This window comes from Yersinia intermedia, from assembly GCF_900635455.1.
In the GTDB taxonomy this organism is placed as follows: Bacteria; Pseudomonadota; Gammaproteobacteria; order Enterobacterales; family Enterobacteriaceae; genus Yersinia; species Yersinia intermedia.
Genome location: NZ_LR134116.1, coordinates 1,579,907 through 1,598,239 on the forward strand (window position 1 = coordinate 1,579,907; position 18,333 = coordinate 1,598,239).

Below are 18,333 nucleotides of genomic sequence, written 5' to 3' on the forward strand. Positions count from 1 at the left end.
TGTGGTATTTAATCGGTTTTTTCGTGTGGTCATGCGGTTTATTTCGGTTAAACTCGGAAAGGAAAAACCTGTCGGCCAGAATTTGCTTGCGGGTGACATCACGAATAACGAGAGAAAAATATGAAAAAGCATTTAATCGCGTGTGCAGCCAGCCTGCTGTTTGTGGCGGGTTCGGCCAGCGCCGTAAGTTTTAATGGTGAAGTCGGCAGCGATTACACTAATTTAGGCTTTGGTATGGGTACCAATACTGGCGGATTGGCTATCAATGGTAACTGGGCGCGTAGTGATCACGATGGTGATATCTACGGACTGGGGCTGGGGTTCAACCTCCCTCTCGGCCCAATGATGGCAACGGTCGGCGGCAAGGGTATCTATATGTCACCGGAAGACGGTAGCAGCGGTGGTGCAATTGCGATTGGTGGTGGGTTAACTTATCCGATCAACAAATCGTTCACCCTGTACGGTGAAGGCTATTTCGCCCCGGAAGAATTGACCAGCGGCATGAAATCCTATAGCGAAGCCAACGGCGGCTTGCGCTGGAATGTATTCCGCCCATTAACTGTTGACGTCGGTTACCGTTATATCAATATGAAAGGTAAAGACGGACATCGGGATAACCGTGTGGCGGATGGCGTGTATATTGGCGCTGGCGTAGCATTCTGATTATCCTTCGTTCTTGAAGCCACAGGGGGGTTAGCTTCGCTCGCGAACCCGAATCACTTACTTGTGTAAGCTCATCGGGATGCGTTCGCTTGCTGCCTACCTGCGACGCCAATTACTTTGGATAATACATGAGTAATGTTTGATTAAAAAAGGGCGCATTCCTGACAGGATATGCGCCCTTTTAGTTGGGGAGGGTATTAACCGACAGCCGGTAATGCGCCGGTCACTATTCCCACCTGAATGGCAATGACCATCACACCACAGGCAAATACCGCAGCCAGTGCCGGTTTCCCACCCCAAACCCGATAGTGCCCCTGATGGAGCTTACGGGCTTTCCATGCCAGCATCGCCGGCAGCAGTAATGCCAAAACTGACAACGCCACTGCAGCAAAGCCCAACGCCATAATAAAGCCACGCGGATAAAACAGCGCAAACAATAGCGGAGGTGTGAAAGTGATAACGCCCGTTTGCAAGCGGCCTCGCACTGAATTACGACGTTTAAATAAGTCGGCCAGATAATCGAACAACCCTAAGGCCACACCAAGGAATGAAGTCGCCAGTGCCAGGTCTGCAAACAGGTGTACTGCCAGTTCAACGTGAGGTGAGGCTACGACATCGCGTACTGCTTGTAATAAGCCGTTCAAGCCCGCCTGTTGCGCCAATATACCGATAAAAGTGTGAGAGGAAATCGCCCCAAGCGTGGTTAATTGCCAGAAAATATAGGCAATCAGCGGAATGGCGCTGCCGATAATAAATACCCAGCGCAGCTTGCGGATATTGCCGCCCATATAATTGACGATGCTCGGCACGCTGCCATGGAAGCCAAATGAGGTGAATATCACCGGAATTGCGGAAAGCGCTAACCCTTGCTCCAGTGGTAGTGTCAATAGATTGTTTTTTTCAATATGCGGCATCATCAGTGCCAGCATCACAATCAGAAAAATGATTTTGGCGCTAAATAAGATGCGATTGAATAAATCAACTGAGTGGGTACCGATACAGACCACACCGCCTGCGACTAGCGTAAACAGTAATACGCCGAGTGAGGTCGGAAACGATTGTTGCGTCCACTGGCTGATACTGGTTGCCAGTAATTCACCGGCGCCGCTGATATAGGCAGCCGTCAGGGCATACATTAGAAACATCATACTGAAACCGGTCAACCATTGGCCCCGGTTGCCGAGATAGCGCTTGGCTAGCGTGCCAAGCCCGGTATCGGCTGCTTCATACTGATAAACTTCCACCAGCAGTAATGCGGTGTAACACATTAATATCCAAAGAGAAATAAGCAATACTAGCGTAACACCAAAACCCACGCCCGCTGCTGCCAATGGCATCGCCAACATACCTGCACCAATGGTGGTGCCGGCAACGATAAATATACTGCCCAGAGTGCGATTCTTCACGCTTTCCTCTACTACATGACAATTTATTGGAATTATTGAGTGCAGCAGAGTAGTGGATCGTCCTGTTTGTGTCAAATCGACGTTACGCAATGTGTAAACTTATAGTTACGTTTGTTGGTGTATTGAAAGGTCGACTTTTATCGGGATTAATTATTCTGATAATAGATAAACGTTGTGTTTATGTAATCAGATTCATAAAGTGAATATATAAGCACTGACGGAGAAGAAAATGATCAGAGTTGAGATGTTGAGTACCGGAGATGAAGTGCTGCATGGGCAGATTATCGATACCAACGCAGCATGGCTGGCTGATTATTTATTTAATCAAGGCTTGCCGATCAACAGTAGGGAAACGGTCGGTGACTCACTTTCGGCACTGATAGAAGTACTGACCGAACGCAGTCAGGTTGCTGATGTGTTGATTGTTAACGGTGGTCTGGGGCCAACCAGTGATGATCTGAGCGCTCTGGCTGCCGCACGCGCAGCCGGAACGGAACTGGTTGAACACCCGGAATGGATCGCGCGTATGGAGGCTTTCTTCCATGAGCGTGGGAGGGTGATGTCGGCGACTAACCGCAAACAGGCACATATTCCGGCCAATGCTGAAATGCTGGATAACCCAGTGGGTACGGCGTGCGGTTTCGCGCTACGGTTAAATAAGTGCCTGATGTTTTTCACCCCCGGTGTGCCATCAGAGTTTAAAGTGATGGTGGAACAACAAATCATGCCGCGTTTGCGTCAACACTTCGATGTGGCTGAACCCCCGCTGTGTTTACGTATGACCACTTTTGGCCGTTCAGAAAGTGATTTGGCGCAAGAGCTGGACCCACTGCGGCTACCGGACGGTGTGGTGCTGGGCTACCGTTCATCCGCCCCGATTATTGAATTGAAGCTGACCGGCCCTGCCTCGCAACATCAGGCGATGGAGCAGGTATGGCAGCAGGTGAGGGAAGTGGCAGGTGACAGCACGCTATTTGAAGGCACGCAAGGGCTGCCTGCATTGTTGGCCGAGCAATTGAACGGACGCGGCTTGCGACTGGCGGTGAGCGAACAATTTACTGGCGGGTTGATGAACTGGCAGTTGCAGAGTGCTGGTGTGCCATTGGCGGGCGGTGAATTGCTACCGGCGCATTGTCAGGAAACATTGGAAGAGATTGCCAGCCGTGCACAATCGTTATCTATGCTGTGTGGTGCGCAAGTGGTACTGGCGGTCGGTGCCATGCAAAATGATCACTTGAGCGTGGCTCTGTATACCCCTGAAGGAACATTTGCTCAAACAGTACGTTATCAGGCCAGCCGCCATGGTTTGCGCATTCGTCAGGAAAGCAGTGCGATGCTGGCGCTGGATATGGTGCGCCGTTGGTTGAATGGGCGCCCAGTATGCGGTCAGCATGGCTGGTTGGATGTGGTTAATATTTTGTAGTTAATTGATAATCCCCGATGATAATATAAAGGCGCAATATTAAAATATGCGTCTTTTTTATTAATTTTATATTATTAATTAGGTGGTCTTGCTATTCTTATTGCTTGGTGACTTTATTTTTACCGCTTGTTTTGTTTTTATGTTTACGCTATTTTTACTTTATCAATTTAACTGCGAGCAAGTTATTTAAATATATTGTATATAAATAAATTTAATCTCGATATAGAATTAATATAACATATGGATGGTGTTAATGAATGAATATATTGTTAGATGCTTAATTTTGTTATTTAAAATCATGTTATTGATTATGTCACCGCTAACTTTCGCTGAAAATAGCCCCGGTTTTGTTTGTGGTAAATTTAATGGTCATGTAATGGAAGTGCCGAATAGTTATGTTTTTTACTGGACAGAATATAGCGGTACCAGCGCCTGGGGCTACAGTTTTACTGAAAATACAAAAGGGTGTGATACCGATTTCGTAGCATTACCGATGATAATAAATTGGCCGGATATGCAACCTGGTGATAAATCACTATGGTATAAGAAAAAAGAAAATTTTGGTGGAATAAGAGTAAGTATTCACCCGTTAAAACGACCTGACACCGATATGAATTATAAGCGTGATGTTTATCTTGAAAAACAAAATGATAAAGTATTTGAACCTGTGGTTGATCTTGATGAATTAGAATTGTTTTCTGTCAAGGTAACCAAAAAAATAATTAGAAAAAACACAAGGGACAAAAAAATAATTATTGGCTAGATAAGGATGTCATTACTTATTACTGGTCAGAGGTTGATGGGCGAGTACCGGTAGTATTTGACTGTAAGTGGTTACCGATGAAGAAAATATATTATCTTTGTGAATCTTGGTTTATCATGCCGGAAATAGGCTCACTGGTTAGGGTTATTTTCACCATAGATAAACTTCCTCAGTGGCAAGCTATTGTGAATAATACTCAGCAATTTATTTTATCGCATATTAAATATTAAGGAGGATAATGATGCCTCCTGATATAAACACCAATTGGTTATTAAATAATAAAACTCAAATGAGAAGGTTAATACTGTTACTTTTAATAATGTCACCACTCGGATTTGCCGAAAATCGCCCCGGTTTTGTTTGTGGTAAATTTAATGGTCATGTAATGGAAGTGCCGGATAGCTATATTATTTACTGGGCGGAATATGAAGGGGCCAGTGCCTGGGATCCTGACTTTATTAATAATAAAAAAGGTTGTGATGCCAATTTTGTGGTGCTGCCAATGATCGCCAGTTGGCCGGATATGCAGCCGGGGGATCAGGAGCTGTGGTATAAACAGGGGCTGGAGTATGAAGGGCTAAGAATGCGTGTTGAGCCATTTAAACGCACAGATACTGATATCACCTTTAAACGTGACTTTTTTCTAAGAAAACAAAATGATAGAACCTTTTATCCAGTTATTTATATCGATAAATTAGGGTTATTTTTCGTTAAATCCACCAGAAAATTATTCCGGGCAGAACCACAGGATAGGAATAGTCCTTATTGGTTTGATAAGACGATTAATGGTTATTACTGGTCAGAGGTTGAGGGGAAAATGCCGGTGGTATTTGACTGTCAGTGGTTGCCGTTAGAGAAAAGATATTATATCTGTGAGGCCATTTTTGTGATGGCAGAAATAGGTTCACTTGTTCGCATCTTTTTTACAGTAGAAAAATTACCGCAATGGAGAGCCATTGTTAGCAGTACTCAGCAGTTTCTTTTATCGCATATTAAATATTAAGGAGAATAATGATGCCTCCTGATGTAAACACCAATTGGTTATTAAATAATAAAACTCAAATGAGAAGGTTAATACTGTTACTTTTAATAATGTCACCACTCGGATTTGCCGAAAATCGCCCCGGTTTTGTTTGTGGTAAATTTAATGGTCATGTAATGGAAGTGCCGGATAGCTATATTATTTACTGGGCGGAATATGAAGGGGCCAGTGCCTGGGATCCGGACTTTATTAATAATAAAAAAGGTTGTGATGCCAATTTTGTGGTGTTACCAATGATCGCCAGTTGGCCGGATATGCAGCCGGGGGATCAGGAGCTGTGGTATAAACAGGGGCTGGAGTATGAGGGATTAGCAATAACTGTCAGACCATTTAGACGATCCGATATCGACATCACCTATAAGCGTGACTTTTTTCTAAGAAAACAAAATGATAGAACCTTTGATCCGGTTGTTTATATTAATGAATTAGGGCTTTTTTTTGTTAAAGCCACCAGGAAATTAAACCGATTCCCACCCGTAGAGAAAAATGATCCTCATCGGTTTGATGAGGATGTTAATGGTTATTACTGGGCAGAAGTTAACGGGAGGATACCCGTGATATTTGACTGTCAGTGGTTGCCGTTAGAGAAAAGATATTATATCTGTGAGGCCCTTTTTGTGATGCCAGAAATAGGCTCACTGGTTGAAGTGATTTTTACAGTAGAAAAATTACCGCAATGGAGAGCCATTGTTAGCAGTACTCAGCAGTTTCTTTTATCGCATGTTAAACGTTAAGGAAGGTAATTATGTTCCCTAAGATAAATATGAGTAGTTTGTTATGTGATAAAACACGAGTGAGATATTTAATAGCATTATTGATAATGTTGTTACTAATGATGCCACCATTTGCTTCTGCCGAAAACCGCCCCGGTTTTGTTTGTGGTAAATTTAATGGTCATGTAATGGAAGTGCCTAAAGAATATATTATTTACTGGGCGGAATATGAAGGGAAAAGTTCCTGGACGCCTGGCTTTACTAAAAATAAAAAAGGCTGCGATGCCAATTTTACCTCTTTACCCATGATCGCCAGTTGGCCGGATATGCAACCGGGGGATAAATCGAAATGGTATAAACAGGGGCTGGAGTATGAAGGGCTAAGAATGCGTGTTGAGCCGTATAGACGATCTGATACTGATGTTGCTTTTATGCGCGATGCCTATCTTAGACTCAGAAAATACGAGAATAAAACTTTTGATCCGGTTGTTTATATTAATGAATTAGGGCTATTTTTCGTTAAAGCCACCAGAAAATTATTCCGGGCAGAACCACAGGATAGGAATAGTCCTTATTGGTTTGATAAGACGATTAATGGTTATTACTGGTCAGAGGTTGAGGGGAAAGTGCCGGTGGTATTTGACTGTATGTGGCTGCCGTTAGAGAAAAGATATTATATCTGTGAGGCCCGTTTTGTGATGCCGGAAATAGGTTCACTTGTTAGCGTCGTTTTTACCATAGAAAAGTTACCACAGTGGCAAGCCATTGTCAGTAATACCCAACAATTTCTTTTATCGCATATTAAACGTTAAGGAAGGTAATTATGCTACAGCAAAATAGCAATGCAGGTAAGTTACAACTTAATGCCGCCGATCTGGCCTGCGCCCGGCAATTATTAGAAGCCCATAAGGAGAGTAAAGACCCCGGCCCGATGTATGATTTTTTAGCCAGCAAAGGCGATCGCTATGCCATATTAGCCAATGGTGTGGCCAGGGGGGATTCTATCGCTGGTGCCATGGCTATTCACAATATGGAAAGTGTGGGGGGCCGTCATAATAAGCCCGTCACTGAAACGGATATTAAGCATATTCGTTATGATATGGCGCACGGCTATCTTGATACCCAGCAAAAGAGGCTGGACGATAGCCCAACAGGAATTATTTATGGTGATATCGGCCATGAGCAAGCCGCATGGTTTCACAACCGTGTTTTTGGTGATCATGGATTACCCGCTGAGGCCTGGACGTTAACTGAGGTTTTCAACGCGATGACTGAAGATAGTCGGCCAATTTATTGGGAACAGACGTTGAGCACAGGCGGCAGGCCATTTGAAGAACTAAAGCATTCGTTTAAAACCTATCAATTTATGGCTTATAGTTCGTCGTTTGGTCCTGATGATACCCAAAAAAGCACCCGCCAATGGTTGGACAGAATGGATTCTCTCCCAGGCTATTGGGCCTTAGCCAAAAGCAGTACCAGCCAACTCTTTAGCTCCGACGAAGAAGTCGCACCAGTCTCAACCGAGATGTGCCCTATCGACATCAATATCACCCCAACCCCACAAGCGGTTCAGCGCATTGCCGATGAAGATCAGGCCCGGCGCGATGTTACTAACGGCTATCTGGTGAATAAACCCACTCACAGTTTCTCCTTTACTGACGGCAGTTTGGATAAAACCGATTTTGCCTCGGTGCAGATGGGCGCTATGGCATCGGGCGGGGTTCGCCCAGGGGAGGTTCAGCTTGATCCCAATATCCAGCCCAGCCGCTATTTATCTGATTACTATCTGGAACGACCCAGTTATATGCTGCCGGAAACCGGGCTGTTTGATGCCGCCACGCTTAATGGCTTATCAGCACAAACCACGGTAAACACTTATGTTGACCCGCTGCTGCTGGATTTAAGTGGCAAGGGGGTCTCCATGACCGGCATTGAAGATGGGGTGCTGTTTGATACCGATAACAGTGGCACGCTGAAACGCACCGGCTGGGCAGGGCCGGATACCGGTATGCTGGTTATCGATAATGGCAGCGGGAAAATCGACAATATCAGCCAAATGTATTCGGAATATTACGGTGGCACGGCCGGTGTGAAGGGTCAGCCGGGGGAAAAACGCTATCAGGATGGTTTTGCCGCGCTGGCCAGTGAAGATGATGATAGCAATGGCGCGATTGATAAACATGATCCAATCTGGCACAAATTGCGTATTTGGCAGGATAGCTCCCATAACGGCAGGGTTGATCCCGGTGAGTTGAAAACGCTGGATGACTGGGGGATTACGCAAATCAAAGTTAACGCTAACGCGGTTGAGGATAATCGTCAGGGCAATAGGGTGTTGGCGCGTGGCGTTTTTGTGATTAACGGCAAACTGCAAGAAGTGCTGGCGGTGAATTTTGTCAGTTCACCGGTGAGTAACACCGTCACTAAGCGTGGTAATGAGGGGGCAATTATTCGTTCTGTCACCGATGAAACGACCACCACCGCTTATGTGCATCTTGCTGATAAAGGCGCTGCGTTATCGGCCAACATTCTGAAAACAAATAATATCTATGGCGGCAGCAGGGATGACATCTTAACCGCCAGCCCTAAAGGCAGTTGGTTAGTCGGGCGCGGTGGCAGTAATACCTATATTGGTAAGAGCGGCAACGATGTGTTTGTTATCAGCGCCAGTGATGATCCAACGCGAATTCGTGGCAATGGCGGGCGCGATACCGTGTTGATTGTCGGCAATAAAGGGGTAGCGCTGAATATGGCGCGCAGTGGTATCACTATTGCGCAGGGCGGCGATGGTGACGACATTATTGTCAGTGGCGGCAATAACAGTGTGTTTATTAAAGGCGGTAGCGGCAACGCCACACTGGTCGGCGGTGGCGGTAATGACGTACTGGCGGGTGGCAGTGGCAAGAACCGTATTGTCGGCGGTAGCGGTAAAGCGGTTATTTATGCCGGATCACAGGGCGATACCATCTATGCCGCTGAGCAGGGCAGTATCATCCACGCTGGCGGTGGGGCAGATCGCATTTATGGCAATAAGGGCCATGATGTGATTGAAGCCGGTCAGGGCAATGCGCTCATTGATGGTGGCGGCGGTATCAATCTGGTCACCCTGCATGGCAGCTATGCAGATTACGCCATTACCCGCACTGACAGTGGCTACCAGATAAGGGATAGCGTGGCTGGTCGCGATGGTACTCTGACACTGAAAAATATTCAAAAACTGAATTTTGCTGATATCTCTGCGGTAGATCTGAATACCAATAATATTATTCCAGTCGATGATGTGTTGTCGTTTAGTCAAACAGGCAGAGCCATTCATCGGCACTGGGTGCAGCGTATTCCGGCTGCCCGCTTGCTCGCCAACGATTTACAATTTAATGACGGAACGCCTGGCTACCTATCTTCGGTCGGCGATGCGGTGGGCGGCACGGTCAAGCTTAATCTTCAAAAGGATGTAATATTCACACCTGATAGAACATTCACTGGAGTAATGAGTTTTAAATATCAAGTCAAGAGTGCCACCGGTGATCAGGCTATTTCTGTGGTTGATTTATCCAGCGGAGAATCCGCGCTGATGCGGGCAACGGTAACGCTATTAACACCCGATATCCCGCAAGATCCTTTGGTCGCCAAACAAACGTATTTAAATAAAATCAATGTGATACCTGTCTGGTCTGATTATACCGGTAAAGGTGTGCGCATTGGTCAGTTTGAACCGGGTGGGGAGTTCGCCACCGGCCCAGAGGTTTTTGATATTCAACACCCTGATTTAGCCGCTAATGTTGACCCCTCCTGGCTGGAAACACAAAAGAGCGCCGGAACATTGCCCGCCGATGTTTCCAACCATGCCACGATGGTGGCAGGTGTGATGGTGGCGGCAAGAAATAATATCGGTGGGGTGGGAGTGGCCTATGATGCCACTTTAGGTGGGCACTATCTCAGTAATGATGGCGCGGATTTTACCACCCTGGGTAAGATGTCCAGTTATGATGTGGTTAATCATAGCTGGGGGTTCAAACATGATTTTGCCCTGAGCAATTTATCTGGTAGCAGTGTCAATTTACCGAATATCCTGAACTCGACGCTGCAATATGCGGCAGAAAATGGCCGTGGCGGATTAGGCACTATTATTGTTAGTGCGGGAGGTAATCAGCGCGAACAGGGTGGCAGTGCGCAGGGTTCACTTATCAATAACAGCCGCTTTGGTATTCAGGTCGCGGCGGTCAATGCGCTGGCTGATCTTTCAACCCTTCAGACGCGTTCAGCGCCTTTTTCTAACTCTGGAGCCAGCTTGTTAGTCTCGGCTCCTGGTAGTCAGGTTCTTTCCAGCAGCAACCAGCTTGAAACCGAGCGCGGTGCGGTGTTTGGGGCTAAATACAGCACCGAACAAGGCACCAGTTTTGCCGCGCCGATTGTTTCAGGGATTGCCGCATTGATGTTGCAGGCTAATCCGAATCTGGGTTACCGCGATGTGCAACAGATCCTCGCCTTGTCGGCCCGTCGGGTGGATGACTCAGGCACCCAATGGCGCAACAATAATGCCAAAAATTGGAATGGTGGCGGTATGCATGTAAGCCATGATTACGGTTTTGGTGCAGTGGATGCGCGGGCGGCACTGCGTTTAGCTGAAACGTGGATCCCCCACCAAACCGGTGCTAATCAGCAGGTCTTGGAGAACAGCTATGAGTATTGGCATTGGGGGCAGCTCTCCGCTGGGGAAACAGACTCTTCATATCTCACTCTGGGTGATAGTCTCAATGTTGAGCAGGTCGAAGTTGATTTTAGTGCCAATGTAGGCCGACTGGGGGATTTGACTGTGAGATTAGTCTCGCCGGGTGGCAGTGAAAGCATTCTACTGGATCGTGTCGGCAGAAAGAATACAGCAAATGGCCCACATACTACTGATACCGGTAGTGCTATTTCAGGTGATTTTAACTATACCTTTATGTCCACACATCATCGTGGCGAGAAATCTGGCGGGAACTGGCAATTAGCGGTTAAAGATGCCAGCAAGGGGTTACCTGTCAGGCTGAATAGTTGGTCATTACGATTGTTTGGCAACAAGCTGAATGCAGATGATACCTATTTTTATACTGACGAATTTGCCGCTCAAGTAGAAGAACAACCAGCACGAGCATTGCTTGATGATGCGGTAAATGGCACGGTAGGTGGGCGTAATACGTTGAATATGGCGGCGATCTCCGGCAATGTTGTAGCTAACTTAGCCAGCGGAAACGCTAAGTTAGGCAGGGCTAATCTGACGCTTCGCTCGCCAGAGGCTATCCATAATTTGTTCAGTGGTGATGGTGACGATAGCCTCACAGCAGGTGGTGGTGGTAGCTTGCTCGACGGTGGGCGGGGCAAAAATGTGCTAACAGGGGGCACAGGTAAAGACGCTTTTGTGGTTCGTCAGCGCGCCAATGGCCGGGATGAGATAATCAATTTTGATGCCAACAATGGAGAAACTATCCATCTGGTGGGTTTTTCTGGTTTAAAATTTAGTGAGTTAGAGTTGATGCAATTGCGGACCGACACCCGAATCTCACTGCCAGATAAGCAAAGTATTATTATCAAAAATCGACAAGTTAATACGTTCGGGCCACAAAATTTTGTCTTTCAGAATACCTTTAGGGCTCCTGTCGGCTATGTAGACAGCACGGTATTGATAAATGACTCAGTGCCAGCAGAACCCGAGCAAATGGGTATTATGCTCAACGGAGGGGCCAGTGGCGTCAGTTTAACGCTTGGGGAAAATGGTAAAATGATTGCCTCACTCGCGGGAACGGTCTATCAGCGCAAGGATGCAGAGCCTGGTGTGTTTGTGGTGGTTCCCCAAGAGGAACAGTCGGATTATCGCAATACTGTGCGGGGGTTCCGACATGGTATTGATAAAATTGATTTGAGTGCCGTGGGGATTCGGAGTTTTAGTGAATTAACGGTGACGAAAAGAAACGCGGTGATTATTAATGGGCTTGCACTTATCCAAGGAGTAAATGTTGACTCTTCAGCACCCAACACTGAAGGGGAGAGTATCAACCTGATGTATTTGGATGGGTTGGATGTTGAGCAACTCGATGCGAATGATTTTATTTTTTCAGCCACCGAAGCCATGCAGGCGGATGCTTCAGTCGTTTATAACGATGTGGCACAACTGATGACTATCATGCCTGAATTTACTGGCTCTAACCCAGAATTAACCAGCGTTTATCCACAGCTTAAAATGCCTCAGTTCCTGGTTCATACCCTGACTGCAAGCAGCTATGCGCCATGAGCAGGTTATTAGCGACATAATTTAGATACCCACTCAGTTGAATGGGTATTTTTAATGTGGGTTTTTAATGATTTTGCTTATGGTTTATTTTACTTGTGCGTTTCTTATATCTTTGCCTGCTTCCCAAATGCGGTATTTCACATCAACTCCTTTGGGTACATAAACCACGATCGGCAGGCGGCTGTTGTAGCGCTGCATAGCGGCGTCCCCCAAATTAGCGGCGACAAATTGTGGATGGCGGCGGTTATCCGGGCATGCCATCATCGTCGAAGCTGGTGGTGAGATTTTATCCATCACCAGATAGTCAAAGCCCCAGCCAGATAAGGTTCTGGTTTCCAGCGTGCCGCCGAGCATATGGCGGTTGCAGTCAACTTCCAGCGTCTTACCAATTAACAACTCCACTTTAAAGCGGGTTTCATCTTGCTGCGGTTCAAGGAAAATAACCTGACGGCTCATGCCTTTTTCAGGCTGCGGGTACGGTGCAATTTTATCTAACGGCTGCTGCGGGTCGAGTGGCTGAGGTGTCGCCGCCATGGTACTGACCGATACTGCCATTAGCAGACTGGTTATTGCGATTGACAGTTTTTTCATCTTTTGTCCCTATGATTTTAATTCCAGATGCAAAAATATCATCTATTCAACAGGCTGATTATAGGTGAAATCCGATTGGCTGATTTATCTATTTGATACCCTAAATAATTCGAGTTGCAGGAGGGCGGCAACTGAGCAACAAATTGGTCGGGAACCGATTTGAACAGCATTTATGCTAGCCCGTAGGGTGAGCCTCAAGGATGAGGCTCATTAATCCCCAGGAGCTTACACTGGTAAGTGACTGGGGTGAACGAAGGCAGCCAACGCACAAGCAGCTTGAAGTATGACGGGTATATTAAAGCTCTATTTCAATATCACCCACAGCCTGGCAACAACAGGGCAGAATTTCACCGCGCTGAATAAAGGCCAGTGGTTGCTGATGATAGCTAACTTCGCCTTTTAGTAATCGCAGGCGGCAAGAGCCGCAATAGCCAGAGCGGCATTGGTATTCGATCTGTACCTGATGGTGTTCGAGGGTTTCCAGCAGATTGCGGCTATCAGCAGGGCGGTTAAGTTGAACACCGGTGGTGCTCAACTTGATAATGGATTTCATGGATTACAGCTCGAAATCACTCAGGTCGTCAGCACTGACTTCTGAATCGATCTGACCGACCAGATAAGAGCTGACTTCAACTTCCTGCGGTGCCACCTGCACGTTATCAGACACTAACCAAGAGTTGATCCACGGAATAGGGTTGGTTCGAGTAGCAAACGGCACACCCAGCCCCACAGCCTGCATGCGGATATTGGTGATGTACTCTACGTACTGACACAGAATCTCTTTGTTCAGACCAATCATGGAACCGTCACGGAACAGATATTCAGCCCACTCTTTCTCTTGTTGGGCAGCCAGAACGAACAGGTCATAACACTGCTGTTGGCACTCTATGGCAATTTCGGCCATTTCCGGGTCATCTTCGCCAGAACGCATCAAATTAAGAATATGTTGGGTACCGGTTAAATGCAGGGCTTCATCGCGGGCAATCATTTTGATGATTTTGGCATTGCCTTCCATCAATTCGCGCTCTGCAAAAGCAAAGGAGCAGGCGAAACTGACATAAAAACGGATGGCTTCCAGCGCATTGACGCTCATCAGACACAGGTAAAGCTGTTTTTTCAGCTCATGCAAATTGACGATGACAGTTTTACCATTAACTTGATGGGTACCTTCCCCCAACAGGTGGTAATAGCTGGTCATTTCGATCAAATCATCATAATAGGCTGAGATATCTTTCGCGCGTTTGAGGATCTCTTCGTTAGTCACGATATCATCGAAAACTATCGACGGGTCGTTCACAATATTGCGGATGATATGGGTGTACGAGCGTGAGTGGATAGTTTCTGAGAATGACCAGGTTTCCACCCAGGTTTCCAACTCTGGAATTGAGATAAGCGGCAGTAAGGCAACGTTAGGGCTGCGGCCCTGAATTGAGTCCAGCAAGGTCTGGTATTTCAGGTTGCTGATAAAAATGTGTTTTTCATGATCTGGCAGTGCGTTGTAATCGATACGATCACGGGAGACATCTATCTCTTCTGGACGCCAGAAAAATGACAATTGCTTCTCAATCAGTTTTTCGAAAATAGCGTGTTTTTGCTGGTCGAAACGCGCCACGTTAACGGATTGACCAAAGAACATCGGTTCGAGCAACTGGTTATTTTTATTTTGCGAAAAAGTGGTATAGGCCATGATTTCCTCAGGGGACAACAATGCAAGGGCAAATGAAGAATGGCCCGGCGATAACCGTATTTGCGATTACCGCGCAGGGCCAGAACTAAAAATCAGATCTTACATGCGCCGCCTTCACAGTCATCATCACCCGGCTGGCTTTGAATATCTTCCTGCACATCATCAGCACCGTCGCGGGTGTTTTGATAGTAAAGGGTCTTCACACCAAATTTGTAGGTGGTCAGCAAATCTTTCAGCAACTGCTTCATCGGCACTTTGCCAGATGGGAAGCGGGTTGGGTCATAATTGGTGTTAGCGGAAATCGCCTGATCGACGAATTTCTGCATTAAGCCGACCAGTTGCAGGTAACCATCATTATTTGGCATATCCCACAGCAGTTCGTAAGCATCTTTCAAACGTTCATATTCAGGCACAACTTGGCGTAAAATACCATCTTTCGAGGCTTTGATACTGACGTAACCGCGTGGTGGCTCGATACCATTAGTGGCATTCGAGATCTGCGAAGACGTTTCAGATGGCATCAGCGCAGACAGTGTGGAGTTACGCAGGCCGTGAGTCTTAATATCGTTACGCAGCGTTTCCCAATCGTAGTGTAGTGGCTCGTTGCTGATGGTATCCAAATCTTTCTTATAGGTATCGATCGGCAAAATACCCTGCGAATAGGTGGTTTCATTGAACCACTGGCAGGCACCTTGCTCACGAGCCAACGCGTTAGAGGCTTTCAGCAAGTAGTACTGAATCGCTTCGAAGGTGCGGTGAGTCAGGTTATTGGCACTGCCATCGGAATAACGCACGCCATTCTTCGCCAAATAGTAAGCAAAGTTAATCACCCCAATACCTAAGGTGCGGCGGCCCATCGCGCCACGCTGTGCGGCGGCAATAGGGTAATCTTGATAATCGAGCAAGGCATCCAGCGCACGTACAGCCAGTACCGCCAACTCTTCTAAATCGTCAAGGCTATCAATGGCACCTAAGTTGAAGGCTGACAGGGTGCAGAGCGCAATTTCGCCATTCTCGTCATTGATGTCATTGAGCGGTTTGGTTGGCAATGCAATTTCCAGACACAGGTTTGACTGCCGCACAGGGGCAATTTTCGGATCAAACGGGCTGTGGGTGTTGCAGTGGTCAACGTTCTGGATATAGATACGACCGGTCGAAGCACGCTCTTGCATCATCAGAGAGAATAACTCAACCGCTTTTACCCGTTGCTTACGGATGCTGCTGTCTTGCTCGTATTGGGTATAAAGGCGTTCAAACTCATCCTGATCGGCGAAGAACGCGTCATACAATCCCGGTACATCCGATGGGCTAAACAGGGTGATGTCTTCACCTTTTAGCAGGCGTTGATACATCAGCTTGTTGATTTGGACGCCGTAATCCATATGGCGCACGCGGTTGCCTTCAACACCACGGTTGTTCTTCAACACCAGCAGGCTTTCAACTTCCAGATGCCACATCGGGTAGAACAACGTGGCCGCGCCACCGCGCACACCACCTTGTGAACAGGATTTTACCGCCGTCTGGAAATGCTTATAGAACGGAATACAACCAGTATGGAAGGCTTCACCACCACGGATTGGGCTACCTAACGCACGGATACGACCCGCATTGATACCGATACCGGCACGCTGTGACACATATTTAACAATGGCACTGGAGGTGGCATTGATAGAGTCCAGGCTGTCACCGCACTCGATCAACACACAAGAGCTGAACTGACGAGTTGGGGTACGCACCCCTGACATAATCGGTGTTGGCAGTGAGATCTTAAAGGTGGAAACGGCATCATAGAAGCGTTTCACGTAATCCAGGCGAGTTTCACGCGGATAGTTCGAGAACAGGCAGGCGGAAACCAGAATGTACAGGAATTGGGCACTTTCATAGATCTCACCGCTGACGCGGTTCTGCACCAGATATTTACCCTCCAACTGCTTAACGGCAGCGTAGGAGAAGTTCATATCGCGCCAATGGTCGATGAAAGTGTCCATCTGTTCGAATTCTTCTGCGGTGTAATCTTCCAGCAGATGCTTGTCGTATTTACCCATCTCCACCATTTTCGATACATGATCGAACAGTTTCGGCGGTTCAAACTGGCCGTAGGCTTTTTTGCGCAAATGGAAAATAGCCAGACGGGCGGCCAGATACTGATAGTCAGGTGCATCGCGCGAGATAAGATCGGCCGCTGCTTTAATAATGGTTTCATGGATATCGGCAGTCTTAATGCCATCATAAAACTGAATATGTGAACGCAATTCTACTTGAGATACCGAGACGTTATGTAAACCTTCTGCGGCCCAGTCGATGACCCGGTGGATTTTATCCAGATTGATGCGTTCTTTGCTGCCATCGCGTTTAGTAACAAGTAGGCTTTGGTTCATGTGTTCTTGACCTTTTATCCCCGTTCTTCATGCACAAACAGCACAAATCTACACTCTCTATGATTACGAAAATCATTGAGGCTGTAGTGTATTGTTCAGTATGTAAACACTATATGTAGGGGGTGGGTAGTGGATAGATAACAAGATAGTGAGTATTGCGGCTTTTGGCAAGTGAACAAGATCGCTTAATTGTGTGGATAACTTGGGGGTGAATTGTTACGAAATGCTCTCAGACTGCGCCATCACTGGCTCTTACCTACTGTCGCTCTGGGGGATAAGATTTTACTGAAAATCTTAAAAAGTGGATCGTTTGCCGGTTTATTAAACATTAGAAAAATCCCCTTCATCTTTCGCGCCGTAGCGGTGTTGGCTATCCTCACTCACCCCAGTCACTTAGTGGACTAAGCTCCTGGGAATTTGTTCGGTTGCCGTCTTGCTACAACGCGAAATCTATTGGGTATTGTTTGATTTTTACACTACCCACGCGATGGATTTATTCGCTATCCCGTTGAGTATGCACCATATAATTCACATCAACATTACCGCCAAGCTTAAAATGATCTGTTATCGGATTGTAATGTAGCCCGATAATGTGGCGCTCACGCAACAGGGTTTGATCAACCCAGCTGATAAGTTCTGATGGGCGAATAAATTTTTTCGAATCATGGGTGCCTTTCGGAACCATTTTCAATATATATTCTGCACCGACCACGGCCATCAGCCAGGATTTGGTATTGCGGTTAATGGTGGAGAAGAATACGTGACCACCGGGTTTGACCAATTGAGCGCAGGCACGGATAACAGAGGCGGGATCAGGCACGTGTTCCAGCATCTCCATGCAGGTCACCACATCGTAGTGTTGTGGGTGCGCTTGCGCGTGGCTTTCAACTGTTTCTTGCACATAATCCAGTTTGGTACCCGTTTCCAGCGCATGTAGGCGAGCCACTTGCAACGGCTCATAGCCCATGTCCAGACCGGTGACATGGGCTCCTTCCCGAGCCATGCTTTCGGCCAAAATTCCACCACCGCAACCGACATCCAGCACTTTCTTATCAAAAATACCGCCAGAGCGCTGTAAAATGTAATCAAGACGCAGCGGGTTAATGCGATGAAGAGGTTTGAATTCACCTTCTAAATCCCACCAGCGAGAGGCAACCGCCTCAAATTTAGCGATTTCTTGCTCGTCGACATTCTGATGGCTAGCTGTGTTATCTACACGCATGGAGAGTTCTCACTGTTCTGTTTCTTTGTGTTGATTATACATGTTCGCTCCCAATTGATGCAGAATAATACCGCTAAGTTGGGTGGATCAGCCCGACATAAAGTCGTTTCGACAAACATCACGTAGTTTCGCCAAAATCTGGGTTTTGTGATATAGTTTCGTACCTTTAAATCCGGT

Annotated in this window: 12 protein-coding genes and 1 pseudogene; 7 read left to right on the plus strand and 6 right to left on the minus strand. The window is 46.8% G+C overall.

Annotation, left to right across the window (positions count from 1 at the left end; translation table 11 throughout):
• Positions 1-120: 120 nt before the first annotated feature.
• Positions 121-663 (plus strand): YfaZ family outer membrane protein, encoded by a 543-nt coding sequence (locus tag EL015_RS07320; protein ID WP_005191235.1) that lies wholly within the window; start codon positions 121-123, stop codon positions 661-663.
• Between the two features lie 197 nt (positions 664-860).
• Here EL015_RS07320 and tyrP read toward each other — a convergent pair whose 3' ends face one another.
• Positions 861-2,069 carry a tyrosine transporter TyrP gene (gene tyrP, locus EL015_RS07330; protein WP_005191233.1) on the minus strand — a complete coding sequence of 403 codons (1,209 nt, stop codon included), beginning with the start codon at positions 2,067-2,069 and terminating at the stop codon, positions 861-863.
• 229 nt (positions 2,070-2,298) lie between these two features.
• Here tyrP and EL015_RS07335 point away from each other — a divergent pair, with 229 nt between their 5' ends.
• The 6 genes and pseudogenes from EL015_RS07335 (at position 2,299) to EL015_RS07360 (ending at position 12,278) form a co-directional block, all read left to right on the plus strand.
• Positions 2,299-3,492 (plus strand): nicotinamide mononucleotide deamidase-related protein YfaY, encoded by a 1,194-nt coding sequence (locus EL015_RS07335; protein ID WP_032907617.1) that lies wholly within the window; start codon positions 2,299-2,301, stop codon positions 3,490-3,492.
• Positions 3,493-3,745: 253 nt separating this feature from the next.
• Positions 3,746-4,485, plus strand: a pseudogene (locus EL015_RS07340) (hypothetical protein).
• A gap of 59 nt (positions 4,486-4,544) precedes the next feature.
• Complete coding sequence (locus tag EL015_RS07345) at positions 4,545-5,258, plus strand: hypothetical protein (protein ID WP_164711362.1); 714 nt, start codon at positions 4,545-4,547, stop codon at positions 5,256-5,258.
• Positions 5,259-5,269: 11 nt separating this feature from the next.
• Positions 5,270-6,031 (plus strand): hypothetical protein, encoded by a 762-nt coding sequence (locus EL015_RS07350; RefSeq protein ID WP_053011898.1) that lies wholly within the window; start codon positions 5,270-5,272, stop codon positions 6,029-6,031.
• An 86-nt stretch (positions 6,032-6,117) separates the two neighbouring features.
• Positions 6,118-6,822 carry a hypothetical protein gene (locus EL015_RS07355; protein WP_415844019.1) on the plus strand — a complete coding sequence of 235 codons (705 nt, stop codon included), beginning with the start codon at positions 6,118-6,120 and terminating at the stop codon, positions 6,820-6,822.
• An 11-nt stretch (positions 6,823-6,833) separates the two neighbouring features.
• Positions 6,834-12,278: a S8 family serine peptidase gene (locus EL015_RS07360; RefSeq protein WP_005193300.1), complete on the plus strand. Its 5,445-nt coding sequence runs from the start codon at positions 6,834-6,836 to the stop codon at positions 12,276-12,278.
• Between the two features lie 84 nt (positions 12,279-12,362).
• On the opposite strand, the gene eco is transcribed toward EL015_RS07360, so the two are convergent.
• The 5 genes from eco to ubiG form a co-directional block, all read right to left on the minus strand.
• A complete protein-coding gene (gene eco, locus EL015_RS07365) occupies positions 12,363-12,869 on the minus strand; it encodes a serine protease inhibitor ecotin (protein WP_005193298.1) in 507 nt (168 codons plus the stop codon).
• Between the two features lie 295 nt (positions 12,870-13,164).
• Complete coding sequence (gene yfaE, locus EL015_RS07370) at positions 13,165-13,422, minus strand: class I ribonucleotide reductase maintenance protein YfaE (RefSeq protein WP_005192402.1); 258 nt, start codon at positions 13,420-13,422, stop codon at positions 13,165-13,167.
• Positions 13,423-13,425: 3 nt separating this feature from the next.
• Positions 13,426-14,556: a class Ia ribonucleoside-diphosphate reductase subunit beta gene (gene nrdB / locus EL015_RS07375; protein WP_005192400.1), complete on the minus strand. Its 1,131-nt coding sequence runs from the start codon at positions 14,554-14,556 to the stop codon at positions 13,426-13,428.
• Between the two features lie 92 nt (positions 14,557-14,648).
• Positions 14,649-16,934 (minus strand): class 1a ribonucleoside-diphosphate reductase subunit alpha, encoded by a 2,286-nt coding sequence (nrdA, locus tag EL015_RS07380; RefSeq protein WP_005192398.1) that lies wholly within the window; start codon positions 16,932-16,934, stop codon positions 14,649-14,651.
• Positions 16,935-17,427: 493 nt separating this feature from the next.
• A complete protein-coding gene (gene ubiG, locus EL015_RS07385) occupies positions 17,428-18,156 on the minus strand; it encodes a bifunctional 2-polyprenyl-6-hydroxyphenol methylase/3-demethylubiquinol 3-O-methyltransferase UbiG (protein WP_005192397.1) in 729 nt (242 codons plus the stop codon).
• Positions 18,157-18,333: the final 177 nt, after the last annotated feature.